This window comes from Rhodococcus sp. MH15, assembly GCF_019266045.1.
GTDB classification, from domain to species: Bacteria; Actinomycetota; Actinomycetes; order Mycobacteriales; family Mycobacteriaceae; genus Rhodococcus_F; species Rhodococcus_F qingshengii.
Window position 1 is genome coordinate 482,028 of the sequence record NZ_LPNP01000065.1, and the last position, 24,017, is coordinate 506,044.

Genomic DNA, 24,017 nt, shown 5'->3' on the forward strand with positions numbered 1-24,017 from the left:
TCCTACTGCGGAAGCGGTTTGCGCCAACATACGTCGGTGACACGGATACGCTGATTGTTGTCACCGTTCCAATCGACGCTCAGCCCCTGAGTTCGGAGTGCGTCGGCTACCTGGCGCCCGACGGTCTGATCGGTGTGCGCGATCATGTGTGCCTTGGCGGTTTCGTCGCCGCCGAAGGCAGCGGCGACCAGTGCGGGATCGAGATCGTGGGCCGGACGAAACGCACTGTAGGACAAGTAGAGATCGGACGGCTCGTCGCCGAGACGCTCCGCATCTTGCATGTGGAAGAACGTGTACGCCCACTGAGCAAAGGGATACCCGTTCTCGTCGGGTTCGGACGGCGTGCGTTCGTCGTCGATTTCGGTAGTGCCGCACTGCATGCAGCAGGTGAAGTTCATCCGGGCCACGATGCCGTTGCGTTCGAGTTCGGCGAAGGCTGCGGAGAGGCGCTCGAAGTCTCCGGGAGCCGTCCACTGGGTCTGCTCCTCGAGTCTGTGGTCCCAGACCTCACGCACTACTGCGTCGATCTGACTGCCGAGTTCGTCGTTCTCGAAGCCGCCCTCGACACAGTCTCGGGCGGCTTCGCAGATTTCGTCGAACGTCGCGAAACCTGGGACTACCAGTTCGCGTGCTTGCTCACGTACGGCGACAATGTCGGCCTCACTGAGCCCCGGTGCTGACCGTGACTGTGCAGACCGTGACTGTGCTGACCGTGACCAGGACAATCGCATACCGGCACCGTACTGCACCGATCCGACCGTCAGGCGACGTCGGCTGCTGCTTTCGTTTCCTCCTCGTTTGACGGGGCAGGCTTGTTCGGGATGAGCGCCGTGGCGATCAGGCCCACCACGACAAATCCGGCCGCAAGGTATCCGCCGAGTGTGATGCCGTGAGTCATCGCAGATTGGGCAGCGTCGGCGACGAAGGCAGTGTTCGGTGAACCGGCCAGCGAGTCGATGGCGGCGCCTGCGCTGTCGGTGACTGCCCGCGTCAACTGATCAGCCTGAGCTTGGTCGACACCGGATCCGGTGAGGTCGTTGTTCAGCGTCGAATTGAGAGTGCTGAAGAAGACCGTGGTGAGGACAGCGATGCCCAGTGCGGATCCGAGTTGGCGGAACGCGCTCTGAATGCCGGAGCCTTGACCGGCGCTCTGCTCGGGAATCTCCTCGAGCACGACGTTGGTCACCTGGGCAGTCGCAAAACCGACGCCGATTCCGTAGAAGAACAGCACTGCGGCGATAGTCCACCAGGGGCTGTCTGTCGCAGCGATGAATCCGAGACCGGCGAGACCGAGCGCTTCGAGAGCCAGGCCGATACGGACCAAGCCCAACGGCGAGACCTTCGATGCCAGCCCGAAGCTCGCACCACTGGCGACAAAGCTGCCGATGGCAATGGGAACCAGCGCGAGCCCTGCCTGGAGGGCGCTGTATCCGAGCGTGAACTGGAGCCAGAGAGGAAGCACCGCAACGATTCCGAACTCGCCGAGTCCGATGATCAGCGTCGCGATGTTGCCGTTGCGGAACGACGAGATGGAGAACAACCGTACGTCCATCAGTGCCCGCGACGGATCGGCGCTGCGGGTGAGCATGGTTTGACGGTAGGCGAACGCACCGAGCGACAGAACGGCGAGAACCAGCGCCACCAGAACCGGCGACGGGCCGCTGGACCATGACAGACCGAATAGATCGAAGGGTTCCTTCGTGGTCAGCCACCCGTACGTTCGTCCCTCGACGAGTCCGAAGGCCAGCAGGCCCAGGCCGGCGATGGACAGTGCCGCTCCGGTGGCGTCGACGCGCCCTGCGGTGCGCGTCGAGGGTGCGATGAACAGCACTGCGCCGATGAGAATGAGCGCAGCAAGCGGAATGTTGATCCCGAATGCCCAACGCCATGAGGCATGTTCGGCAAGCCAGCCGCCGAGCAATGGACCGAGGGCGGATGCAGCGCCGATGGTGGAGCCCCAGACCGCGAAGGCCTGGCCGCGCGCCTTTCCGGTGAACATCGCGTTCAGAAGCGACAGTGACGTGGGCAGGATCATGGCCGCGCCGGCGCCCTGCAGGAAGCGCGCCAGGATGAGCAGACCGCCGTTCGGCGCCAGTCCGGCCAGCAGGCTCGTTGCGCCGAACACGACGACACCGGCGATGAAGATACGACGGGCGCCGACCAGGTCGGCAACTCTGCCGACCAGAAGCAGGAGTGCCGCGAACACGATTGCGTAGGACTCTTGGATCCATTGAGCCTGAACGGAATTGATCCCGAGATCTTCGATGATCGAGGGAACTATGACGTTGACGATCGTGGTGTCGACGACGATCAGTGCCACGCCGAGTGCAATGGCGATCAGGCCCAACCACTTGCGGGTGGTGGGTGAGATGTTCACGAATAAACCTCCATTGTGAAGTAACTTTATTATGAAGGTATATTTGAGGCGGTAAGTTGTCAACGTGCGCGCTGGGCTCGACCGGCCGCCGTCTGGCACAGGAAAGGTGGGATCACCGAGGTGGAGGCACCGCGCGACATCTCCGTGGAGCGGGAGCGGCTGATGGACGAATTCCGCGCGTACGGTGGCACGTTCACCGAATTCAGCCATCGATTCGCGTCGTGGCTCGGCCTGCATTCCACCGACGCGACTGCCTTGATGGAAATCACCGCTGCCGAGGAGAAGGGGACGCCGCTCTCACCCGCCCGCCTCGGAGAGCGGATCTCGCTGACGTCGGGTGCAACCACCGCGTTGCTCAACCGCCTGGAGAAGGCGGGACATATCGTCCGGACCCGAGAGAATGCCGACCGGCGAGTGGTCACGCTGCACAGCAGTGCGCATGTGCAGGACCTGGCGGACGAGTTCTTCGGGCCCCTTGCCGTGCGACTCGACGCCATGATGGCGAAGTACCCGCCCGAACTGCTCAGTCGATTCGAGGAATTTCTCGTCGACCTTCACTCGACGATGAACGAACACCTCGAGCAGGACAACCGCTGAACAAAGAACGCCGCTCGACTCCGGAGAGTCGGGCGGCGTTCTTTGTGCCGGTGACGGCTACTTGCCGAGCTTGGCTTGCAGGTCGTCGAGAACCAGGCCGGCACCTGTCGGGCCGAGGCCCAGGAACCAGGTCTCGTCGCTCACCTCGGTGGCGCGTCCTTCCTTGACTGCGTCCATGCTGGCCCACAGCGGTCCGGCAACAACCGTGGTCTGGCCCGTGTCGGCGGGATTTCCGTAGCTGGAGTAGAAGATTCGGTCACCCTCCGCCTCGGTGATCGTTTCGGGGCTGACCTCGACGGCCAGTTCGTCGATGTCCTGGATCGCCGGGCGGGGCAGGCCGACGTCCTTCAAGATGACGCCGATGAACGACAGATTGCCGTACAGGCGCAGCTTCCCGGACATGAAACGAACCAGTGAAACGGTCGGGGAGCCGTCGATCGACTCACGTACCTTGTCGGCGTGCTCTTGGTAGTCGTTGAGAACCTGCTCAGCCTTGGTCTCCTCGCCGAGTGCGTCACCGGCAAGGAGGAAGTTCTCCTTCCACGGAAAGCCGGGGCGGATGCTGAAGACCGTCGGAGCGATTGCCGCGAGTTGCGGGTAAAGCTTGTCCTGGCGCAGCTTGCTGCCGAGGATCAGATCGGGCTGCAGTGCGGTGATCGCCTCGAGGTTGAGGTTGTTGGTCGTGCCGACATCGGGGACACCGACCAACTTGTCCGCCAGGTACGACGGCTGACCGGCGGCGCTTTCCGGGCTGGCGATGCCGACCGGGGTGATCCCGAGCGAGAGAACCTCGTCGAGTTCACCGCTGTCGAGGACGACGACGCGGGTCGGCTTGGCCTCGAGGGTGGTCTCGCCCAGGGCATGGGTGATGGTGCGAGGGAACTCGCCTGGCGCGGCATCGCTGCCGAGCTTCGCGGTTTCCGTGTCGGCGGTGCTGAACAGCTTGCCGCCGGTCGCGACATCGGTGTTGCCGTTCGCGTTGCCGCCGGCGTCGGAAGAGCCGCAGGCCGTAGCGGCAAAAACAGTCGCCAAGGCAACCATGGCGACCCGGACCGACGTGCGGCTCCGGAGAGTGGTGCGTGAGTGCATTAGGCTACCCTACCTTTAGGCTATCGGGCTTGGTCAGGGAGGTATCCGCACCGTTGACGCCAGGTGAGCGGCGCGTCAGGTCTCGCTCAGCGGGACCGCTACGCAATTCGGACTACAGGGTGCGACCAACGTGTTAGCTTCGCGAAAGACCTGTACTGGTAAGCGAAGACGCGTGTAGTGAGGATTTCGATGACCCTGAACATTGCCGATCTGTTCGAGGCCGTTGCCGATGCGATCCCCGATCGAGTTCCCTTGATTCTGGAAGACGTGCGATTGAGCTACGCCGAACTCGAACTGCGATCGAACCGACTCGCTCATCACCTGCAGTCGGTGGGCGTCGAGCCTGGGCAGCACGTCGGTATTCACATGCGTAACTGCGTCGAGTACGTCGAAGCGCTCCTGGCTTGCTTGAAGATCAGAGCGGTACCGATCAACGTCAACTTCCGCTATACCGATGCAGAACTCCTGTACATCTACACCAACTCTCAAATGGTGGCACTGCTGGTCGAAGAGGAATTCGCGCCGACGGCATTGGCCGTGGTTCCGCAGTGTCCGGAGATCACCCACGTGCTGATCGTCGGCGAAGACTACGAGAACGCCCTTGCCGCGCAGACTGATACCCGCGACTTCGGCCCTCGCAGCAACGACGACCATTTCATCATCTACACCGGCGGTACAACCGGAATGCCCAAGGGTGTGGTGTGGCGGCACGAGGACTTCTTCTTTGCCGCCCTGTCCGGAGCGAACCTCAGCGGGCCGCCGCGTCGTAGCCTCGAAGAGGTTGTGGATGCAGCTGTAGCGAACACCAATCCAACTGTGCTGCTACTCATCCCGCCGCTCATGCATGGAGCCGCAATCTATTCACTGCTCACGGCATTCCTCATGGGAGCGCCCCGAGTGCTGACCCGCAGCTTCGATCCGATGGAAGTGTTGCGACTGGTCGAGGCCGAGAAGATCACCGGAATCACCGTCGTCGGCGACGCAATTGCTCGGCCGATCGCCGACGCCATCACCGCAAGCGAAGGGCGCTACGACCTTTCGACTCTCCAACTGATCGGGTCGGGTGGCGCGTTGTTCTCCCCGAACCTGAAGGCAGAACTGACAACCCGACTACCGGGGTTGGTGATCAAGGATGCATTCGGTGCTTCGGAATCCGGCAACGACGGCGTCGTCGAATTCGGTGAGGACGGTTCCAAGCGAATTCGATCCAACCCCAACATGATTCTTGTGGACGACGAATTCCGTCGCATCGAACCAGGCTCGGACACAGTCGGTTTCATCGCCCGGGCCGGCCATGTTCCTGTTGCCTACTTCGGCGACCCGGCCAAGACTGCTGCAACTTTTCCCGTCGTCGACGGGGTTCGTCTGGCGGTACTCGGGGACATGGGCACGATGGAAGCCGACGGAACCATCGTGCTGCTCGGGCGCGGTTCGATGTGCATCAACTCCGGCGGCGAGAAGGTCTACCCCGAAGAAGTGGAGCAGGCACTCAAAACTCACCCGGCAGTTTTCGACGCTTTGGTGGCGGGTGCGCCCGACACTCGATTCGGTGAGAAGGTCGCCGCGGTGGTGCAGGTTCGACCGGGATTCGAAGATGTTGCGACGGAATCATTGTCGGAGCATTGCCGCACCCACGTCGCCGGGTACAAGATCCCCCGCTCGATCGTGCTCGTACCAACCATCCTCCGCTCGCCCAGCGGTAAGGCCGACTACCGTTGGGCTCGCGAAACCGTAGCGGGAGCGTAAATCACCTTCCGGCACTTCGGACGACGCACCACTCGTTTCCCTCGGGATCCAGCAGCACCTGAACGGTGCCGGCCGGGTCCTGCTGGACAGTACCGACCCGAGTTGCGCCGAGGCGCTCGGCAGCTTCGGTCGCAGCGACGACGTCATCCACACTGACGTCGATGTGTAGACGATTCTTCGTCAGCTTGGATTCCGGTACACGTTGGAAGGCGAGGCGAGTCCATCCTGGAGGGTCGACAAACGCCCACTCCGCGCTCCGCTCCACCGGCTGCCCACCGAGGATTCCGGCCCAGAAGGTCGCCAACTGGGCTGGTGCGGAGCAATCCACAACTACTTCATCGACCTGCCCGATCACCGCTTCACAGCTCCGCTGAATTCGGCTGTCACAGCTGCACTCAATTCGGCTGTCACACCTGCGCTGAATTCGGCTGTCACAGCCAGGGCTCGATCGGCTTCTTCACCCACATGATCTTCTCGTCCGGATGCTCACGCCGAGCTTCGGGACGGTCTGGGTTGGCTGCTGCCCACACGGCTTTCTCGTCGAGCAGTCCGGCTGCGATCGTCCAGGTCTCCCGCGTGCTCGGCGGATTGGCGCCCGCCGCCCGCGCAAGCTTGCGCAGCCGATCGTCGGGCATGTCGAGCAACTCTGCACTACTGATATCGCGATCCCAGGCGAACTTGGCAAGACCGACAGCTTTCTCACGTCGGCTACGGCTCGCCATGTCGTTGTGCGCGAAGTCTGGTTCGGATGCCACGGCTTCACCTTATCGTCAACGAAATCGAGGCCCTCCCGCGTAAGCGGAAGGGCCTCGATTTCTGTTCTTCACTGTCGGGGTGGCGGGATTTGAACCCACGACCTCTTCGTCCCGAACGAAGCGCGCTACCAAGCTGCGCCACACCCCGTGTCGAACCTCGGTTAGCTTACATTACCGAGTCGACTGACATTAAATCCGCAGGTCAGTTGCGTAGAACCGACGCTGGAGACTCTGCGGAACTGTGTGCGGAGACATGCTCCGGTTCGCGCCTGGTCGCCGGAACCAAAGTCAGCAGAGTTGCCTCGGGGCGGCAGCAGAAGCGTGCCGGAGCCCACGGCGAAGTGCCGATGCCTGCTGAGACGTGCAGCTGGGTGTGTGCGCCCCACTTCGACGGTCCCTTGACCCGGGATCGGTCGATCTGGCAGTTGGTGACCAGCGCGCCGTAGAACGGAAGGCACAGCTGACCACCGTGCGTGTGGCCGGCGAGCACCAGGTCGTAGCCGTCGTCGGCGAACCGGTCGAGAACTCGAGGTTCGGGTGAGTGCGTCAGGCCGAGCTTGAGCTGGGCGACGGGATTGGGTGTTCCGGCGACGGTGTCGTAGCGATCGCGCTTCAGATGCGGATCATCGACGCCGGCGGCAGCAATGCGAATACCGGCCACTTCGAGTTCGCGGCGCACGTGGGTCATGTCCAGCCATCCACGTTCGGTGAACGCGGCCCGCAGATCGCCCCAGGGGAGGGGATCGCCGGTGATGCGCTTGTCCTTGTTGAAGATGTAGCTCAGTGGATTCTTCGGTTTCGGAGCGAAGTAGTCGTTGCTGCCGAAGACGAACAGACCCGGCCGAGCCAACAGATCGCCGAGCGCCTGGACCACTGCCGGGACGCTGCGCTGATGCGACAAGTTGTCGCCGGTGTTGACCACGAGGTCGGGGTCGAGGCCTTCGAGTTCACGCAACCAATTCTGTTTCAACCGTTGGTTCGGCATCATGTGCAGGTCGCTGAGATGGAGGACCCGCAGCGACGACGAACCGGGCGCCAGGACTGGCATCGTCACCTCACGCAGTGCAAATGCATTGCGTTCGATGCCGGATGCGTACCCGATCCCTAGTGCAGCGGCGCCCGCGGCACCAAGTGCGGTGCGGGTCAGATTGGTGCGGAACTGGGAAGACACCTCTCAAGGATACGGGTGTGGCGTTCTTCTGCGTCGCTCTCGCTGCCTTTTACAGCTATTCCACAGAGAATTGTGTCCGGGCGGAGGTAACTATCGGCACGCTCGAAACGCCGAGCGCGTAGCGTTTCCACCATGTCCGACACGACACCATCGCTCAAAGCCACCCTCCGAACCGACATGGTTGCATCCATGAAGGCGAAGGATCCGCTACGTACAGCCACCCTTCGGATGCTCATGGCAGCCATCCAGACCGAAGAGGTTGCCGGTAAGGAAGCACGGGTCCTCACCGACGAAGAAATCATCAAAGTCCTTGCAAAGGAATCGAAGAAGCGCGGCGAATCGGCCGAGATCTACACCGAGAACGGCCGCGGTGAACTTGCCGCGAAAGAGCGCGCCGAAGCTCAGATCATCGACGAGTACCTGCCGACGCCGTTGACCGACGCCGAACTCGTCGACGTCGTCGACACCGCCCTCGCTCAGGTGTCCGAGGAGCTCGGTGAGCGTCCGGGTATGCGTCAGATGGGCCAGGTCATCAAGGCCGCCAGCGCGCTGGCCAAGGGCAAGGCCGATGGCGCACGTATCTCTGCAGCAGTGAAGTCCCGCCTGTAGAAGCGCGCCACCGGAAACCGAAAACGGCCGCGAACTCCGAGTCACTCGGAGATCGCGGCCGTTCTTGTTTTCAGGGCCGTCAGTTTTCAGGGCCGTCAGTTCGGTGGGGTCCCCGCAGGCGGTGCGGGTTCGCCTCCCGGCGGAGTCGCATCCGGGGGAGTCGCGCCCGGTGCCGGAGCTGCTGGAGCTGCCGGGGATGCGGGTGCTGCCGGAGCCCTTACGGACCCGTCACTGATGTAGATCGTGACGGTCGAACCCGGGATCGCGGACCCGGACGGCGAAACTCCGGTGACCGTTCCCGCCCGTGCTCCGGATGCCGTGGTCACGGAATTGACCGTGAAGCCGGACGCCTGCAACCTCGACGTCGCCGCCGACTGGCTCAGGCCGACAACCTCGGGAACCTGGCCGTTCTGTGATCCCCGTGCGTACTTCTCGTCGATCGGGGGCAGCGAGGTGGGCCCGAAGTTGTTGGCGACCGGGTTCATTGCCGCGAACCAGGATCTCGCCGGTTCGGTACCGCCGTACAGGTTGCCGCTGTAGCAGGGGCGTAGCGGGCTCGAGCAGATCTCGCCGGGTGTCGGGGAGTCGCCGAAGATGTAGACGGCCGCAGCGAGGTTGTTGGTGAAACCGAGGAACGCCGAGGACTTGTGGGTCTCGGTGGTACCCGTCTTGCCCGACATCGGCAGGCTCCATCCGGCGCTGCTCGCGGCACCGGCAGACGTACCGGCGCCGACGTCGTCACGGCTCATGGCGTTGGCGAGTGTGTCTGCCAAGCCGGGCTCGACGACCTGCTCACAGCCCTGCTCGGTGACGGCCACGGGCTTGCCGTAGCGGTCGAAGACCGAATCGATGGGACTCGGCGGGCACCACTTGCCGTGCGAGGCGAGAGTGGCCGCGACGTTGGAGAGTTCGAGCGGGTTGATCCAGGTGGGGCCGAGGGTGAACGAACCGAGGTTCTGTTCCTTCTGGAAGTCGGCCATGCTGCGCTCGTCGAAGCCCGAGGTGTTGGGATCGGCGTACGAGCGCATGCCGAGACGGACAGCCATGTCGACGGTCGGCGTGACGCCGGTCGCCTCGATGAGCTTGACGAAAGCGGTGTTTGGGGACTGTGCCAGGGCGTCGGTCACGGACAGCGTCGGCGGATAGTTGCCGGCGTTCTCCACGCAGTACGTCGAGACCGGGCAGCCTGCCGCACCACCGCTACCCATGCCCTTGGCTTCGAAGCGCTTGGGCACGTCGAGGGTCGCGTTGATGCCGAGGCCCTTCTCCATCGCCGCAGCGGTCGTGAAGATCTTGAAGACGGAACCCGCACCGTCACCGGCAAGGGAGTACGGCTGCGCCTGGACGGTTTCGTCGGCGTCGGCATTGAGTCCGTACGTGCGACTGCTGGCCATCGCGATGACCTTGTGTGAATCCTGGCCCGGCCTGATCACGTTCATCACGTTCGCGATGCCGTCGAGGTTGGCGCTCGCGTTCGCGTTCAGTCCGGCCTTGGTGGACGCCTGGACCTGCGGATCGAGAGTGGTCTTGATGAGGTAACCACCCTCGTTGATCTGGTCGCGGGTGATTCCGGCATCCGAGAGGTACTTCAGTGCGTAATCACAGAAGAATCCGCGATCGCCTGCAGCGATGCAGCCGCGCGGCAAGTTGTTGGGGGTTTCGAGGACGCCGAGGGGCTCTTCCTTGGCTGCACGGAACTCGTCGGCACGATCCGGAATGTTCGTGATCATGGTGTCGAGCACGGTGTTACGACGCTCGGTCACGCCCTCGACGTTCGTGTACGGGTTCAGCGCGGAGCTGGACTGAACCATGCCGGCCAGCATCGCGGACTGCGGAACGGTCAGATCTGCGGCGTCGACGCCGAAGTAGGTCTGAGCCGCGTCCTGAATGCCGAAGGATCCGTTGCCGAAAGGTACGAGGTTGAGGTACCGGGTGAGGATCTCGTCTTTCGTGAGCTCCTTGTCCAGCGTCAGCGCCATCCGGATCTCGCGGATCTTTCGGGCCGGGGTGGTCTCGATGGCAGCGCGGCGCTCGGCATCCGTCTTGGCCACGACCAACAGTTGGTAGTTCTTCACATACTGCTGATCGAGTGTCGACGCGCCCTGCTGCACTTCACCGGTCGTCGTGTTGGTGAGGAAGGCGCGCAGCGTTCCCTGCCAGTCGACGCCCTTGTGGTCGGGGAACCGGCGGTCCTCGATGGAGACGATCGCCAACTTCATGTTGTTGGAGATCTTCTCGCTCGGGACTTCGAAGCGTCGTTGGTCGTACAGCCAGGCAATGGGATTGCCTGCCGCATCGACCATGGTGGACACCGCGGGGACCGTGCCTTCGACCAGTTCGGCCGAGACGTTGTCGACGGTATCGGCAGCGCGATTGGACGCGAATCCGAATCCGCCGGCCACCGGGAACATCACCCCTGCGACCAGGACACCCGCCAATGCGGAGCTTCCGGCGAGCTTCGCCACTGTTTTTGCAATCGACACGATCTACAGAGTACGTGTGCCCACCCATTGGAACCGGTTTCAGTGTTTTGCGGGTGTTCAAAACCTCCTGAACACGCGCTTTGTACTGCCGTACCAAAAAATGCTCCCGACCGTCTTGCGTTAGGGGCGTTCTTTACCTAAATTGTGATCAGTGTGATCGACGTAACACTCGATCACGAATGTGTCTCAGCTTTCACGTGCTACCGCGAGACGGCTGAGATGGTGCGCTGCTCGCCTCATGGCGACGGTCAGACTTTGTAGAGGGGACCCAGAATGTACACAGCCACCCCGAGTAGCCGTTTGGACATCGAGCAGGCCGAGGCACGAATTGCCTGGGTAACTCAGGCGCGATGCCGCGAGGTCGATCCCGACCAACTTTTTGTTCGTGGCGCCGCACAGCGCAAGGCAGCCACCATCTGCCGTCACTGCCCGGTCCTCATGCAGTGCGGAGCAGATGCTCTCGACAACCGTGTCGAGTTCGGTGTGTGGGGCGGAATGACCGAACGTCAGCGCCGTGCACTGCTCAAGCAGCACCCCGACGTCGACTCCTGGTCCGAGTTCTTCGAAGACCAGCGCCAGCATCACTCAGCAGTCTGATCCAGGTCGATCGGGGGATCAGCCCTTACGAGTGAGCTGATCTCCCACCGCGCGCAGCGCCTCGAGGTCCGAGACCTCGAACGGTAGCGACGGAACACCGATCAGCGGCACCCTCGGGTGAGCTGCGGTGAATCGACTCAGCAAGGCGATTTCTCGCTTCGCGATCACTGCCCGATGGGCATGGATGCGGAGAACGGCTGCGGTGAGGGCCTCGGCCTCGGTCGCATTTTCCTTCGCTTCCAGTTTGTCGGCGGCGGTCACCGCATGATCGGCAGGCAGAGCCGTCAACGTCGGGTGAGTGCGGTTGAGAACCAGACCGGCCAACGGCATCGAGTCACCCGCAAGGCGATCGACGAAGAACGCCGCCTCACGGAGAGCGTCGGGCTCGGCCGCTGCGATCACCAGGAAATGAGTCCCCGGCTGACGCAGCAACTCGTAGGTCTTCGTGGCGCGTTCACGGAAACCGCCGAACATCGAGTCGAGCGACTGCACGAATGCCGATGCATCCGAAAGCATTTGGCTTCCCACGATGGTCGAGACACCCTTCAGGGCCAATCCCATCGCGCCGGCCACGAGCCTGGTCAGGCCACGGCCGGGTGCCGAGAGCAGCCGAATCATCCGTCCGTCGAGGAATGTTCCGAGCCTCTGTGGAGCGTCGAGGAAGTCGAGCGCATTGCGCGACGGCGGGGTATCGACGATCACCAGATCCCACGCGTCGTTCGACGCCAGCTGCCCCAACTTCTCCATCGCCATGTACTCCTGCGTTCCGGAGAACGATGTGGCAACGGTTTGGTAAAAGGGATTCGCCAGGATCTGCTCGGCCTTCTCAGGGCTCGAATGCTCGATGACCATCTCGTCGAAAGTCCGACGCATGTTCAGCATCATCGCGTGGAGTTCGCCCGTAGCCTCGGGACCCAGCTTCACCGGCTGCGGAGTGTTGTCGAGTTCGGCCACACCCAAGGCCTGTGCGAGGCGACGGGCCGGATCGATGGTGAGGACGACTACGCGTCGGCCCTCTTCGGCTGCCCGCAACGCCAGCGACGCAGCCGTCGTGGTCTTGCCGACGCCACCTGCGCCGCAACACACCACGATCCGGGCCGTCGGGTCCTTGATGATCGCCGAAATATCGAGGGCAGGAGCTGCGCGTCGGCCGGTCCTGGAACTGCCGACCGTCACGTTCTCGGTGGTCTCGGTCATCACACGCCCTGTTCCGTGAGGTATTCGGCCAGCTCGTAGAGCCCACCGAGATCGACGCCGTCGGCGAGTGCGGGAAGTTGCACCCGCGCGCCGTCGATCTCGCGGAGCTTCTCCGCACTGGATTCTTGAGCTTCGAGCACCGACGCGTGCTCGATCGTCTCGGTGAGCAGGCCGGCGAAGTCGTCGTCGGACAGATCGATGCCGACATCGGAGAGCGTCGACCGGATCGAAGCTGCATCGATGTTGCCGGCTGCAGCACCGGAGAGTTGGTCTTCGGGCAAGAACCTCGGGCTGGCGCGGTTGACGATGATGGCACCGAGGTTGAGGTCGTCACGCGCCAGTTCTGCGGCGGCGTCGGCGGTTTCCTGAACGGGCAGCGCTTCGAGAAGCGCAACAAGATGTACGACGGTCTCCGGCGAGTGCAGCAGCCGAACGACGCCTTCACTCTGAGAATGCACCGGGCCGCCCTTGGCGAGGTCGGCCATCGCCTTGGTGACGTCGAGGAAGCTGCCGATCCGCCCGGTCGGGGGAGCATCGACGACAACGGCGTCGTACACGCGTTTGCCGGTTCGATCGGTGCGGATGACGCACTCCTTGATCTTGCCGGTGAGCAGAACGTCGCGAAGGCCTGGAGCGATTGTGGTGGCGAATTCGATGGCGCCGAACTTACGCATCGCCCGGCCGGCGAAGCCGAGGTTGTAGAACATTTCGAGGTATTCGAGGAACGCGGTCTCGATGTCGACGGCCAGAGCCATCACTTCACCGCCACCTTCGGCGGCCGCGACCTTGGTCTCCTGCGGTGGAAGCGGTGGTACGTCGAAGAGCTGCGCGATTCCCTGGCGGCCCTCGACCTCCACGAGGAGAACGCGCTTGCCGCCTTCGGCCAACGCGAGCGCCAACGCGGCGGCAACCGTGGACTTACCGGTTCCGCCTTTACCTGACACAAAGTGCAGGCGGGCCTTCGTCGCAGACTCGGGCCAGGTCCTGCTCAGCTCATCTTGGGATGCAACCACACCGCGAGCCTATAAGTCTGGGGCCGAAGATGTACGCGGGATAGGCTCACCGCATGAGCGAAATAACTTCCTGGGAATACACCGTGACTCCGTTGCTGGTCCACAATCCGAAGGCAATTCTCGACAACTGGGGTGTCGACGGCTGGGAACTCGTCGCCGTCCTGCCGAGCGCGTCGGGCGAGCAGCACGTCGCGTACATGAAGCGTCCGAAGGGCTGAATCACATGGCAGAGGCAACACAGACCTGGTCGGAGCGTCTCGCCGAACTGGGCATTGCACTTCCCGCCGTCGCGGCACCCGTCGCTGCTTACGTTCCCGCGGTTCGCAGCGGCAACCACGTGTACACGTCGGGTCAGCTCCCGTTCGTCGACGGAAAACTGGCGCTGACCGGCAAGCTCGGCGCGGGCGTGTCGGATGAGGACGCCAAGGCCGCGGCTCGCACCTGCGCGCTCAACGCTCTCGCTGCCATCGACGCCCTGGTCGGCATCGACAACGTCGTCCGTGTCGTCAAGGTTGTCGGCTTCGTGGCATCCGCCGAAGGATTCACCGGTCAGCCCGGCGTGATCAACGGCGCATCCGAGTTCCTCGGTGAGGTGCTCGGCGACGCCGGTATCCACGCCCGTTCGGCAGTCGGCGTGGCAGAACTTCCCCTCGGCTCTCCGGTCGAGGTGGAACTGATCGTCGAAGTTCGCTGATGTCGACTGTCCATCCCGCCTACGCGCAGCTTCGCCGCGTCACCGACATCGCTTCGGTCTTGCTCGAGAACAACCCGGGCATGATGACGCTGGACGGTACGAACACTTGGATTTTGCACGCTCCGGGCAGCGTCGAGTGTGTTGTCGTCGATCCAGGCGACAACGACGAGGAACACCTGCAACGTGTCGCTGGTATCGGTCCGGTAGCGCTGACCTTGATCACGCACCGGCACTACGACCACACCGGCGGGGTGGACCGTTTCCACGAATTGACTTCGGCTCCAGTGCGTTCCGTCGACCCAACTTTTCTTCGCGGGGGCGCTTCGGCGCTTGTCGACGGTGAAGTGATCGAGGTAGCGGGCCTGAAGTTGCGGATCCTCGCGACGCCGGGCCATACCGCGGATTCGGTGTCGATAGTCATCGAGAACGATGCGAGCGTGCTGACGGGCGACACCATTCTCGGCCGCGGCACGGCAGTTCTCGACGACTCCGACGGCGATCTGGGGGATTACCTCACCTCGCTGCGATCGCTGGCCGCACTCGGCGAAGGACTGACGGTTCTTCCCGGGCACGGTCCGGACCTACCCGATCTGCAGGCGATTTCGCAGCAGTACCTCGCCCACCGCGAGGAGCGTCTGGATCAGGTGCGGGCCGCTCTGTCGACGTTGGGGGAGTCGGCCTCGGTGCGCGACGTAGTCGAGCACGTCTACTCCGACGTCGACCCGAAGCTGTGGCCGGTGGCGGAGAAATCCGTCAACGTGCAGTTGGCGTATCTGCGCCGCTGAGGCGCTCGGCGCCGACACGAAGAGCTGAGTTGTGTAGCCGAACTGCCGCCATCTATGCCGATCGAGGTATAGCTGGCGGCAGTTTTTGCATTTGTTTGATATGGGTCACGGGCCAATAGTTAGTCCATGACCTCACAATGCGACGGATGGATCCGCAATTACGTGGACGGCTCCTATGTCGAACCCGACGAGTCGTCGAGCTTCGATCAGGTCGACCCAGCAACGGGCCGTGTTCTCGCCCGGGTCCACGAGGCCGACAAGGCCCTGGTCGATCGGGCCGTGACCTCTGCCAGACGTGCTCTGGACAACGGTTGGGCCGATACGCCGGTTCGAGAGCGGACGGCTCTGCTGCGACGCGCCGCCGACCGGATCGAGGAGCGATTCGAAGAGTTCGTCGCCGCAGAGATGGCGGACACCGGCAAGCCGATCACGCAGGCACGCGAACTCGACGTCGCGCGCGCCCTGACGAACTTCCGCACCTTCGCCGACATCGTCGCCGCGGCGGGACTGGAATCGTTTGTCACGGATCTCGCGGGCGGCAAGCAGGCGCTGAACTACGCGATCCGCAAGCCGCTCGGCGTCGTCGCCGTGATCGTTCCGTGGAACCTGCCGCTGCTTCTCCTGACCTGGAAGGTTGCGCCCGCGCTCGCGTGCGGAAACTCCGTGGTGGTCAAACCTTCCGAGGAGACCCCGGCGACTGCGTCGTTGCTGGCCGAGGTGCTCGAAGAGGTCGGCCTGCCTGCCGGCGTCTACAACGTTGTCCATGGATTCGGTGCGAACTCGGCCGGCGAGTTCCTCACCACGCACCCCGGTATCGACGGGGTCACCTTCACCGGATCTTCGGCAACGGGTTCGCATGTCATGAAAACCGTTGCGCCGCGAGTCCGTCCGGTCTCGTTCGAGCTCGGCGGCAAGAACGCCGCGATCGTCTTCGACGACGTCGACATCGACGAAGCCCTGACGGGCCTGACCAAATCGGTGTTCACCAATACCGGCCAGGTCTGCCTGTGCACCGAGCGGGTGTACGTGCACCGCAGCATTTTCGAAAACATCGCCGGTGGACTCGTCGAGCGGGCAGCAGGATTGCGTCTGGGCGACCCGACGCTCGATGCAACGACGACCGGACCGCTCATTTCGCAGGCACACCGGAAGAAGGTACTCGACTACTTCGAGATCGCCGAGCAGGAAGGCGCGAAAGTGCTGACCGGCGGCGGTATTCCGGACCTCGGACAGGAACTGTCGGGCGGATCCTGGATCGAACCCACCCTGTGGACAGGCTTGACCAACAAGGATCGCGCCGTGCGCGAGGAGATCTTCGGACCCGTCGCAGCACTCATTCCGTTCGAGACCGAAGCCGAAGCGATCGCCCTCGCAAACGACACCGAGTACGGCCTTGCTGCCTCCGTGTGGACCAACGACCTGCGCCGCGGGCACCGCGTCGCGCAGAAGATGAACGTCGGAATCTCCTGGGTCAACACGTGGTTCACCCGCGAACTGCGATCTCCCTTCGGCGGCATGGGCCTGTCCGGCATCGGACGTGAGGGCGGCGAGTCCTCGCTGCACTTCTACACCGAACCGACGAATGTATGTGTGCAACTGTGAACATCGAAACCGCAAAAGATTTCCAGAAATGAGCGAGGCGTGATGACAGCCCCCGAAGACACCGTATCCGCGCTCGCGCGTCGCCTCGACGACGCTGCGCAGACGCGCACCGACACGCCGAGCCTCGCCGACGAACACACCATCGACATCGACCAGGCCTACCGGATCCAGAACGAACTCCTCGAACGGCGCACCAGCCGTGGTGAATCGATTGTGGGCATCAAGCTCGGCTTCACGAGCAAAGCGAAGATGGCGCAGATGGGTGTCTCCGAAGTGATCGTCGGTCAGTTGACCGACGCGATGTGCGTGAGCAACGGCGGCGAAGTCGACCTGAGGACGTTCATTCATCCCAAGATCGAACCCGAAGTGGCATACCGCCTGTCGAAGGACGTCGATCTCGACGATCCGAACGTCGACATCGAAACCTGCGTCGACGCACTGGCTCCCGCTATGGAGATCATCGACTCGCGGTACCGCGACTTCCGCTTCACCTACACCGACGTCGTCGCTGACAACACCAGCGCTGCCGGGTACGTGATCGGGAGGTGGCTGCCGCTACAGAACGTCGAAGACCGTTCCGTACGTATGGAAGTCGGCGGCGAGACGGTAGTCGGTTCCACGTCGGCCATTCTCGGCGATCCGGTGCGAGCTCTGCATGCACTGCTCGACATCGCTCGTCGACGCCGAATCCCGTTGCGCGCCGGGCAGGTAATTCTGGCCGGTGCCGCCACAGCAGCTGTGCGACTCGACGAGGGCGTCGCACAGTGCACGATCGACGGACTCGGAACCGTCACGGTGAAAGGTGTGAAGCGATGAGTGGGGCGCAGGTCATCGAGAGGCTGGCGAAGCCGCGCGGAAAGTTCCCCCACGTCAAGGTGGTCGGCGATTTCGTCTATGTCTCCGGGACTAGTTCGCGTCGGCCCGACAACACGTTTGTCGGCGTCGCGGTCGACGAGATGGGAACCACGGCGCTCGACATTCGGGCGCAGACGCGTGCCGTCATCGAGAACATCGCGGCGATTCTCGCCGAAGTGGGTGGAGAACTGAGTGATCTGGTTCAGGTCACCTCCTACCTGGTGTCGATGAACGACTTCGGCGGATACAACGAGGTGTATGCCGAACTGTTCGACGAAAACGGTCCGACGAGAACGACTGTGGCTGTTCACCAGCTGCCCCACCCTCACCTGCTCATCGAAATTTCCGGCGTGGCGTACGTGCCCGCCTCCCGACGCACGGCGTCCGAAGATACGGAGAATGCATCATGACCACGATTCCTCCCGTCATCGACTTCAAGAAGTGGATCGACGACAACCGCCACCTCCTGCAGCCGCCAGTCAACAATCAGACGATGGCGCTCGGAGACGACTTCATCGTGCAGGTCGTCGGCGGCCCCAACCAGCGGACCGACTACCACCTCGATCCGTACGAGGAGTGGTTCTACCAGCTCGAAGGCGACATCCACGTCAATGTCATGACCGAAGACGGTCCTCAGCGCGTCGACATTCGCGAGGGTGAAACTTGGTTGCTGCCAGGAGACATTCCGCATTCGCCGCAGCGTCCCACCGCGGGCTCGATCGGCCTGGTCATCGAACGCGTCCGCAAGGAAGGCACGCTCGAGAAGTTCCAGTGGTACTGCCTCGAATGCGATCACAAGATTCACGAGGTCGAACTTCAGGTGCGCGACATCGTGGCCGACCTTCCGCCGGTGTTCGTCAAGTTCTACGAGAGCGAAGAAGCCCGCACGTGTGACAAGTGCGGCACGCTCCATCCCGGCAAGGGCTGAGCTATGAGCAACCTGATCGACATCCACACCCACTACGTGCCCAACGGGTGGCCGGATCTGACCGAAGACGCGGGGCCGCAAGCGCCGTGGCTGAAGGTCGAGTCGGAAACCGAAGCAATGATCATGATGGGCACCAAGGAGTTCCGTCGCATCCAATCCGATGCCTGGGACGCCGAGGTGCGGCTTCGGGACATGGATGCCGACGGCGTGCAGACGCAGGTCGTCTCACCTACTCCGGCGTTCTTCAACTACGGCCGGAGCGGTGAGCAGGCAAGTCGCATTGCACGGATCTTCAACGACCTCGCACTCGAGATCGTGGAGCCGGCGAAGGATCGGTTGATTCCGTTCTGCCAGGTGCCTCTGCAAGACACCGACGCAGCGTGCCGTGAGTTGGAGCGGTGCATCGCGAACGGGCACCGCGGTGTCGAGATCGGCAATCATGTCGGCGATCTGGACCTCGACAGCGAGGGCGTGGTGACGTTCCTGCAGCACTGCGCGTCGCTGGACGTGCCGGTATTCGTGCACCCGTGGGACATGGCCAACTCTCCGCGCCTCGATCGCTGGATGGCGCAGTGGCTCACTGCGATGCCGGCCGAAACGCACCTGTCGATACTCGCACTGATTCTCGGTGGGGTGTTCGACAAGATCGACGATCGTCTCAAGATCGGATTTGCGCACGGTGGTGGATCTTTCGCGTTCTGGTTGGGCCGGATGGAAAACGCCTGGCACGGCCGCAACGACATCATCGGTACGTCGCAGTTCCCGCCTTCGCACTACCTGGGAAGGTTCTACGTGGATTCCGTCGTCTTCGACGAGCGTGCGCTGCGACTGTTGATGGACACGGTGGGGGTGGACCGTGTGATGGTGGGTAGTGATTACCCGTACCCCTTGGGGGAGCGTCCGGTCGGTGAGGTGGTTCGCAAGAGTGAGTTCTTGGACGATACTGCGCGCCAACTGATTTCGCGGGGGAATGCCGAACGTTTCCTGGGTCTCGTCTGAGACCCCGGCTATACCTTTTCCGGTATGGCGGACGGTGAATTCGGCATTTGTGAGTCATGTCTCGAGCGAGCACAATTCCAAACACAACGATCGACGACGCTCGTGATACCGACAATCCCGAAGACGGGGTCGGTGACTACAGACTTCATCGTCCGCCTGCCCCATCCAATCGATAGGTTCCGCGATGTCAGACAAGATATCCAACAGCACTACGAGCGACGGAAAGCCGTTGCCGGAGAAAGCGGCCCGTAGCCGAGTTGCCATGGCAACCCTGGCCGGCACAACTCTCGAATGGTACGACTTCTTCCTCTACGGCACAGCCGCCGCGTTGATCTTCAACAAACAATTCTTCCCGAGCCTGAGCCCCACGGCCGGCACGCTGGCTGCCTTCAGCACCTTCGCCGTCGGGTTCATTGCACGGCCGGTGGGTGGACTCGTGTTCGGGCACTTCGGTGACCGGATCGGGCGCAAGGCCACGCTCGTGGTCTCATTGGTGATGATGGGCGTCGGGTCCACACTCATCGGCCTCATCCCGAACTACGACTCCATCGGTTTCTGGGCGCCCGTCCTCCTGGTGGCAATGCGCGTCGTTCAGGGCATCGGTCTGGGCGGTGAAGGCGCCGGCGCGACACTCATGTCGATGGAGCACGCGCCGGCGGGGCAGAAGAATCTCTATGCAGGTTTCCCGCAGATGGGCACACCCGCCGGACTGGTTCTCGCCAACGGCATCTTCCTGACGACCAACGCCGTGATGTCGGACTCGGCATTCGCTTCGTGGGGTTGGCGAATCCCGTTCCTGCTCAGCTTCGTTCTGGTGGCGATCGGTCTGGTGATTCGCCTGCGCGTCACCGAGTCGCCGTCTTTCGCCGGGATCATGGAGAAGGGCGAAATAGTCCGCTTCCCGCTGCGTGAGTCGCTCAAGGTCGGCTTCCCCCGTTTGTCTCTCACGCTTGCCGCGTGCTTGGCGAACTCCGCCGTGGCGTACGCCTTCATGGTGTTCACCCTGTCGTACGGAACTCAACATCTGGGCTACGACAAGCAATTCCTGGTGCTCAGCGTGACCGCGGCAGCAGTCCTGTGGTTCCTTTCCATCCCGTTCTGGACAAAGATCGCCGACAAGTACGGGCGTCGGCACATGTTCATCGGCGGATCAGCTGCAATCCTGTTGTGGTGCATCGTGTTCTTCCCGCTCCTCAACACCGAGAACAAAATGGTCGCCGTCATCGCGTTCCTGGGCATGGGCCTGATCGTTCCGGTCACACATTGTGTCCAGGGCAGCATCATCGCCGACACTTTCCCGGCCAAGGTCCGCTATTCCGGCTCGTCTCTGATCCTCCAGAGCGGTGCGATTCTCGGCGGTGGACTGGCACCGATGATCGCCACGGCTCTGCTCGACGCCACCGGATCTTCGGTCGGTGTGACCTGGTATCTCGCCGGGGTGTGCACGATCAGCCTGGTCGGCGCCATCGCCCTGTTCAAGATTGTCCCCGATTCGTCGCGGGGCTTGGAGCACGAGGAGATTCGCGTCTCCGAAAACGCCTGAGTCCTGGTCGATCCGACATCGGCCCGTTCCCTCTGGAGGGAACGGGCCGATCGGCGTTTCATGGTCGCATGAGCTCAGTTGCAAAGGACTCCAGCGTCGCGATCAGGGCCTGCGCGGACGGACTCGACGTGCGAGTCGCCGACGAGGTGATGCCGACGCTGTGCCCGATCGGATCGAGTGTGATGGACAGGGTGGTCAAGCGCGCGTCGTCGCGGGGGATGAGGCTCGGTAGTACCGCGATCATGTCGGTCTCGGCCAGTAGCTGACGCACGGTGAGGAAAGAGGTTGCCTCGACCCGATTTTCGGGCAACGGCAAGCCGTTGCGGGCGAAGAACTCCTCGAGTTCGCGGCGGAGCACTGTCTCGACCCCGGGAAGGATCCAGGGGAAGCCGCGTAGTTCTTCGAGTTGGACGTCCTCGCGGTGAGCGAGCGGGTGATCTACGCGGGTGACGAGTTCGACGGATTCGGCGTAGAGGTTCCGTCTTGTCGCGGTGTCATCGGTAGGTGAGGTGAGCCGGCCGACGATCAGGTCGATTCGGCCCGCTTCCAGATCGGTGAGCAACTGCTCTGGCGTACCTTCGCGCACGACGACGGTGAGCAACGGGTGGTGAACCTTCAGGCGCGCGATAGCGCCGGGAAGCAGCACGTTGGATCCGGCGAGATGTGTTCCCACGATGACGGTTCCGCGATTGGCGTCGGCAAGTTCGACGACGTGTCGCCCGGCTTCGGTCAGCTGCGCGATCACGGCCCGTGCATGAGTTGTGAAGGCCTCGCCGAAAATGGTCGGGGTGATGCCGCGAGGGCCGCGGTCGAAGAGCGAGACGCCGAGAATGGACTCGATGTCGTGCAGACTCCGAGTCGCGACAGGTTGCGTGATGTGAAGTGCGGCAGCGGCGCCGACCACACTGCCCTGACGGCTCAATGCGTCGACGAGCAGGAGATGGCGGAGTTTGAGTCGCCCGTCGAGGAGCTTGGGCATGTCCATGGAGCAATCCTAGACGGGATTTCTCCGGGTGGGTAGGCGCCCGAAGTTGCTCAGGAGAAGGTGATTCCGATCGATTGGGACGAGGTGTACTTCTCCCAGGTTTCGCTGCTGTCCGGACTTCCCGTGTGCGCAAACGACGTCCAGTGCCGGCGTATCCGACGGCCCAGTGCGTCGATGCTCTGCCAGTCGCTGCTGCCCAGCATCGGTGAGCCCTGCCAGGACTGCTCGGTTCCCAACACGAAGGGTAGTTCTATGCAGTGAGTTGCTCCGAAGACGTCGTCCGTCGGTGCCCAGTCGAAGCGGTACGTGTACACCGACGCGCCGGCCGCTGTGAAGGTCTCGGCCAGCTCCATTGCCGGTTCGGCAAACATGTTCTGTGTCAGTGCCTTTTCGGCGACGTGTTCGGGATCGGGTACTCCCGCTACGTCGCGCACGAAAGCAGATCCCTCCTCTCGGGTGTATCCCACGATGACGTCAGGCGCTGTTTCGAAAGTTCGGATCACCGGTTCCAGTTCGGAGATCGGCGCGAAGGGCGGTTGCACGACATTGGGGGACCGCCGGCTGAACTCGACAGCCGTGCCGCGGAATGCGTCGAGAATGTGGGAGAGCGGTGCGGTCCGAGGATCTCCGTCGAGCAGTCGGGCAAACGTCTCCCCGTTCTCGATCGCGGCAGCCTGCGTGAAGTTGAGGTCCGGCCGTGGGGTGCTCTGCAGAATTGCTCGATGGAACAGGGTTCGAGAGTTGTTACTGCTCAACAGATTCACAATGGAATGGGCGCCGGCCGACTGCCCGAATACGGTGACCGAGTCTGGGTCGCCGCCGAATGCCTCGATGTTCTCGCGCACCCACTCGAGCGCCGCGATCTGATCGTGTACCCCGAGATTGCCTTCGCTGACGCCGTCGAGGAGGAGGTATCCGAGCACGCCGACGCGATAGTTGACCGACACCACGACGACGTCGCCCTCGGCTGACAAAGCGCCGCCGTCGTACCAGGGGAGTGAGCCGCCGCCACTGGAGTACCCGCCACCGTGAAGCCACACCATCACCGGGCGATGACCGGTCAGCGACGGGGTTGTGACGGTGACGGTGAAGCTGTCCTCGCTGTGCCCCGGTTCGGGGAGCGGTGGCCCCATGATGCGTTCGAGTCGTGAAGGTGGTTGGGGGAAGACCGTTCCAAGCGCTGTGGCGTCGAAGACGTCGGAGAACGGTTCCACCGGTCGCGGCTTCTCGAAGCGCGGTGCGCTGGCGTAGGGGATCGCACCGAAGTAGTAGGAACCGTCACGCTTTCGGCCGCGGACCTTCCCCGAAGGGGTGGATGCGATCACCGTCTCGAACGAGGGCATGGGTTCCTTTCTTCTTGTGCATGCTTTTTCGAGCATGCCAGGTGGATGCCGCGGCACAAATGCCTTTGTGGTCGTGCGGTATGCGTTACGGCGTGAGTGCCTGTACCAGTCGATCTTCGAGTCGCGTCGTCACTCGGCTGTATACGGAACCGTCGTCCAGGGCCCGGGACATCACGATCGCCCCTTGGATCCCGGCCACGGCTTCTTCGGCGAGTCCGATGGAATCTTCGGCACCGACGAGTGCCGCCTCGAGAGCCGCTGTCCATTCGTCGAAGTATGTTCGCACCCTGGCGCCGAAGCGGTTTCGCTCTTCACCGAGTGCAAATGCGCCGAACAGGCAAATGCGTTGCCCTGACCGAAAGTAGTCGCCCGCGGTAGCGAACATACTCTGGATGCGCTGCCTCGGTGGAACCGATTCTGCTCGAAGAGGTTCGAAGACTTCGCTGCGAAACCATCCGTCGACCTCGTCGAGCACCGCCTCGGCCATCTCTTCCTTCCCGCGCGGAAAGAAGTTGTAGAGACTGCCTTTGCCCAAACCGGTGTGTTCGGTGATGACGGCCAGGCTTGCTCCGTCGAACCCGTAGGTTCGAAACACGTTCGCGAGAGCGGGAATCGTGTCCGAGCGTTCAGCTACCTGTCTGGCCATGGA

25 protein-coding genes and 1 tRNA gene are annotated in these 24,017 nt (G+C 62.8%); 13 read left to right on the forward strand and 13 right to left on the reverse strand.

Features of this window, described 5'->3' with window-relative positions; all coding sequences use genetic code 11:
• Positions 1 to 2 precede the first annotated feature (2 nt).
• On the reverse strand, positions 3 to 731 hold the full coding sequence (locus ATN37_RS16680) for a hypothetical protein (protein ID WP_256933314.1): 729 nt from the start codon (positions 729 to 731) through the stop codon (positions 3 to 5).
• Between the two features lie 29 nt (positions 732 to 760).
• Entirely contained in the window at positions 761 to 2,377 is a 1,617-nt protein-coding gene (locus ATN37_RS16685) for a DHA2 family efflux MFS transporter permease subunit (protein ID WP_064443026.1), read from the reverse strand.
• A gap of 120 nt (positions 2,378 to 2,497) precedes the next feature.
• On the opposite strand from ATN37_RS16685, the gene ATN37_RS16690 reads away from it, so the two are divergent.
• The gene (locus ATN37_RS16690) at positions 2,498 to 2,974 is read left to right on the forward strand and encodes a MarR family winged helix-turn-helix transcriptional regulator (RefSeq protein ID WP_003943458.1); all 477 of its coding nucleotides are present in this window, start codon (positions 2,498 to 2,500) and stop codon (positions 2,972 to 2,974) included.
• 57 nt (positions 2,975 to 3,031) lie between these two features.
• Here ATN37_RS16690 and ATN37_RS16695 read toward each other — a convergent pair whose 3' ends face one another.
• Positions 3,032 to 4,063 (reverse strand): ABC transporter substrate-binding protein, encoded by a 1,032-nt coding sequence (locus tag ATN37_RS16695; protein WP_003943522.1) that lies wholly within the window; start codon positions 4,061 to 4,063, stop codon positions 3,032 to 3,034.
• A gap of 189 nt (positions 4,064 to 4,252) precedes the next feature.
• Between ATN37_RS16695 and ATN37_RS16700 the strand changes: the two genes are divergently transcribed.
• Positions 4,253 to 5,809 (forward strand): acyl-CoA synthetase, encoded by a 1,557-nt coding sequence (locus tag ATN37_RS16700; RefSeq protein WP_007732369.1) that lies wholly within the window; start codon positions 4,253 to 4,255, stop codon positions 5,807 to 5,809.
• Position 5,810: 1 nt separating this feature from the next.
• Here ATN37_RS16700 and ATN37_RS16705 read toward each other — a convergent pair whose 3' ends face one another.
• From ATN37_RS16705 to ATN37_RS16720, 4 genes are all read right to left on the reverse strand, one after another.
• On the reverse strand, positions 5,811 to 6,164 hold the full coding sequence (locus ATN37_RS16705) for a VOC family protein (RefSeq protein ID WP_064689103.1): 354 nt from the start codon (positions 6,162 to 6,164) through the stop codon (positions 5,811 to 5,813).
• A gap of 76 nt (positions 6,165 to 6,240) precedes the next feature.
• Complete coding sequence (locus ATN37_RS16710; protein WP_003943496.1) at positions 6,241 to 6,564, reverse strand: hypothetical protein; 324 nt, start codon at positions 6,562 to 6,564, stop codon at positions 6,241 to 6,243.
• 74 nt (positions 6,565 to 6,638) lie between these two features.
• Positions 6,639 to 6,712, reverse strand: a tRNA-Pro gene (locus ATN37_RS16715).
• Positions 6,713 to 6,766: 54 nt separating this feature from the next.
• Complete coding sequence (locus ATN37_RS16720; protein WP_003943461.1) at positions 6,767 to 7,735, reverse strand: metallophosphoesterase; 969 nt, start codon at positions 7,733 to 7,735, stop codon at positions 6,767 to 6,769.
• Between the two features lie 132 nt (positions 7,736 to 7,867).
• On the opposite strand from ATN37_RS16720, the gene ATN37_RS16725 reads away from it, so the two are divergent.
• Positions 7,868 to 8,344 carry a GatB/YqeY domain-containing protein gene (locus tag ATN37_RS16725; RefSeq protein WP_003943491.1) on the forward strand — a complete coding sequence of 159 codons (477 nt, stop codon included), beginning with the start codon at positions 7,868 to 7,870 and terminating at the stop codon, positions 8,342 to 8,344.
• A gap of 95 nt (positions 8,345 to 8,439) precedes the next feature.
• Here ATN37_RS16725 and ATN37_RS16730 read toward each other — a convergent pair whose 3' ends face one another.
• The gene (locus ATN37_RS16730; protein ID WP_003943525.1) at positions 8,440 to 10,809 is read right to left on the reverse strand and encodes a transglycosylase domain-containing protein; all 2,370 of its coding nucleotides are present in this window, start codon (positions 10,807 to 10,809) and stop codon (positions 8,440 to 8,442) included.
• 291 nt (positions 10,810 to 11,100) lie between these two features.
• Between ATN37_RS16730 and ATN37_RS16735 the strand changes: the two genes are divergently transcribed.
• Positions 11,101 to 11,424: a WhiB family transcriptional regulator gene (locus tag ATN37_RS16735; protein ID WP_007732375.1), complete on the forward strand. Its 324-nt coding sequence runs from the start codon at positions 11,101 to 11,103 to the stop codon at positions 11,422 to 11,424.
• An 18-nt stretch (positions 11,425 to 11,442) separates the two neighbouring features.
• On the opposite strand, the gene ATN37_RS16740 is transcribed toward ATN37_RS16735, so the two are convergent.
• The gene (locus ATN37_RS16740) at positions 11,443 to 12,621 is read right to left on the reverse strand and encodes an ArsA family ATPase (protein WP_007732380.1); all 1,179 of its coding nucleotides are present in this window, start codon (positions 12,619 to 12,621) and stop codon (positions 11,443 to 11,445) included.
• Complete coding sequence (locus tag ATN37_RS16745; RefSeq protein WP_037130910.1) at positions 12,621 to 13,634, reverse strand: ArsA-related P-loop ATPase; 1,014 nt, start codon at positions 13,632 to 13,634, stop codon at positions 12,621 to 12,623. Before ATN37_RS16745 ends, ATN37_RS16740 begins: the two co-directional genes overlap by 1 nt.
• Before the next feature lie 53 nt (positions 13,635 to 13,687).
• On the opposite strand from ATN37_RS16745, the gene ATN37_RS16750 reads away from it, so the two are divergent.
• The 9 genes from ATN37_RS16750 (at position 13,688) to ATN37_RS16790 (ending at position 21,040) form a co-directional block, all read left to right on the forward strand.
• Positions 13,688 to 13,852 carry a hypothetical protein gene (locus ATN37_RS16750; RefSeq protein WP_003943454.1) on the forward strand — a complete coding sequence of 55 codons (165 nt, stop codon included), beginning with the start codon at positions 13,688 to 13,690 and terminating at the stop codon, positions 13,850 to 13,852.
• A 5-nt stretch (positions 13,853 to 13,857) separates the two neighbouring features.
• Entirely contained in the window at positions 13,858 to 14,328 is a 471-nt protein-coding gene (locus ATN37_RS16755; protein ID WP_003943508.1) for a RidA family protein, read from the forward strand.
• A complete protein-coding gene (locus ATN37_RS16760) occupies positions 14,328 to 15,113 on the forward strand; it encodes an MBL fold metallo-hydrolase (protein ID WP_007732381.1) in 786 nt (261 codons plus the stop codon). Before ATN37_RS16755 ends, ATN37_RS16760 begins: the two co-directional genes overlap by 1 nt.
• Positions 15,114 to 15,239: 126 nt before the next feature.
• The gene (locus ATN37_RS16765) at positions 15,240 to 16,715 is read left to right on the forward strand and encodes a 2-hydroxymuconic semialdehyde dehydrogenase (RefSeq protein ID WP_218695415.1); all 1,476 of its coding nucleotides are present in this window, start codon (positions 15,240 to 15,242) and stop codon (positions 16,713 to 16,715) included.
• Between the two features lie 42 nt (positions 16,716 to 16,757).
• Positions 16,758 to 17,531 carry a 2-keto-4-pentenoate hydratase gene (locus ATN37_RS16770; RefSeq protein ID WP_003943526.1) on the forward strand — a complete coding sequence of 258 codons (774 nt, stop codon included), beginning with the start codon at positions 16,758 to 16,760 and terminating at the stop codon, positions 17,529 to 17,531.
• Positions 17,528 to 17,980, forward strand: a complete 453-nt coding sequence (locus ATN37_RS16775) for a RidA family protein (protein ID WP_218695416.1) — start codon at positions 17,528 to 17,530, stop codon at positions 17,978 to 17,980. Before ATN37_RS16770 ends, ATN37_RS16775 begins: the two co-directional genes overlap by 4 nt.
• Entirely contained in the window at positions 17,977 to 18,498 is a 522-nt protein-coding gene (locus ATN37_RS16780) for a 3-hydroxyanthranilate 3,4-dioxygenase (protein ID WP_003943511.1), read from the forward strand. Before ATN37_RS16775 ends, ATN37_RS16780 begins: the two co-directional genes overlap by 4 nt.
• A 3-nt stretch (positions 18,499 to 18,501) precedes the next feature.
• The gene (locus ATN37_RS16785) at positions 18,502 to 19,497 is read left to right on the forward strand and encodes an amidohydrolase family protein (protein WP_218695417.1); all 996 of its coding nucleotides are present in this window, start codon (positions 18,502 to 18,504) and stop codon (positions 19,495 to 19,497) included.
• A gap of 184 nt (positions 19,498 to 19,681) precedes the next feature.
• Positions 19,682 to 21,040 carry an MFS transporter gene (locus ATN37_RS16790; RefSeq protein ID WP_003943460.1) on the forward strand — a complete coding sequence of 453 codons (1,359 nt, stop codon included), beginning with the start codon at positions 19,682 to 19,684 and terminating at the stop codon, positions 21,038 to 21,040.
• A gap of 58 nt (positions 21,041 to 21,098) precedes the next feature.
• Here ATN37_RS16790 and ATN37_RS16795 read toward each other — a convergent pair whose 3' ends face one another.
• The 3 genes from ATN37_RS16795 to ATN37_RS16805 form a co-directional block, all read right to left on the reverse strand.
• Positions 21,099 to 22,025, reverse strand: a complete 927-nt coding sequence (locus ATN37_RS16795; protein WP_218695418.1) for a LysR substrate-binding domain-containing protein — start codon at positions 22,023 to 22,025, stop codon at positions 21,099 to 21,101.
• Positions 22,026 to 22,075: 50 nt separating this feature from the next.
• Positions 22,076 to 23,368 (reverse strand): carboxylesterase family protein, encoded by a 1,293-nt coding sequence (locus tag ATN37_RS16800; protein WP_063315189.1) that lies wholly within the window; start codon positions 23,366 to 23,368, stop codon positions 22,076 to 22,078.
• Between the two features lie 85 nt (positions 23,369 to 23,453).
• Positions 23,454 to 24,014 (reverse strand): TetR/AcrR family transcriptional regulator, encoded by a 561-nt coding sequence (locus tag ATN37_RS16805; protein WP_003943459.1) that lies wholly within the window; start codon positions 24,012 to 24,014, stop codon positions 23,454 to 23,456.
• Positions 24,015 to 24,017: the final 3 nt, after the last annotated feature.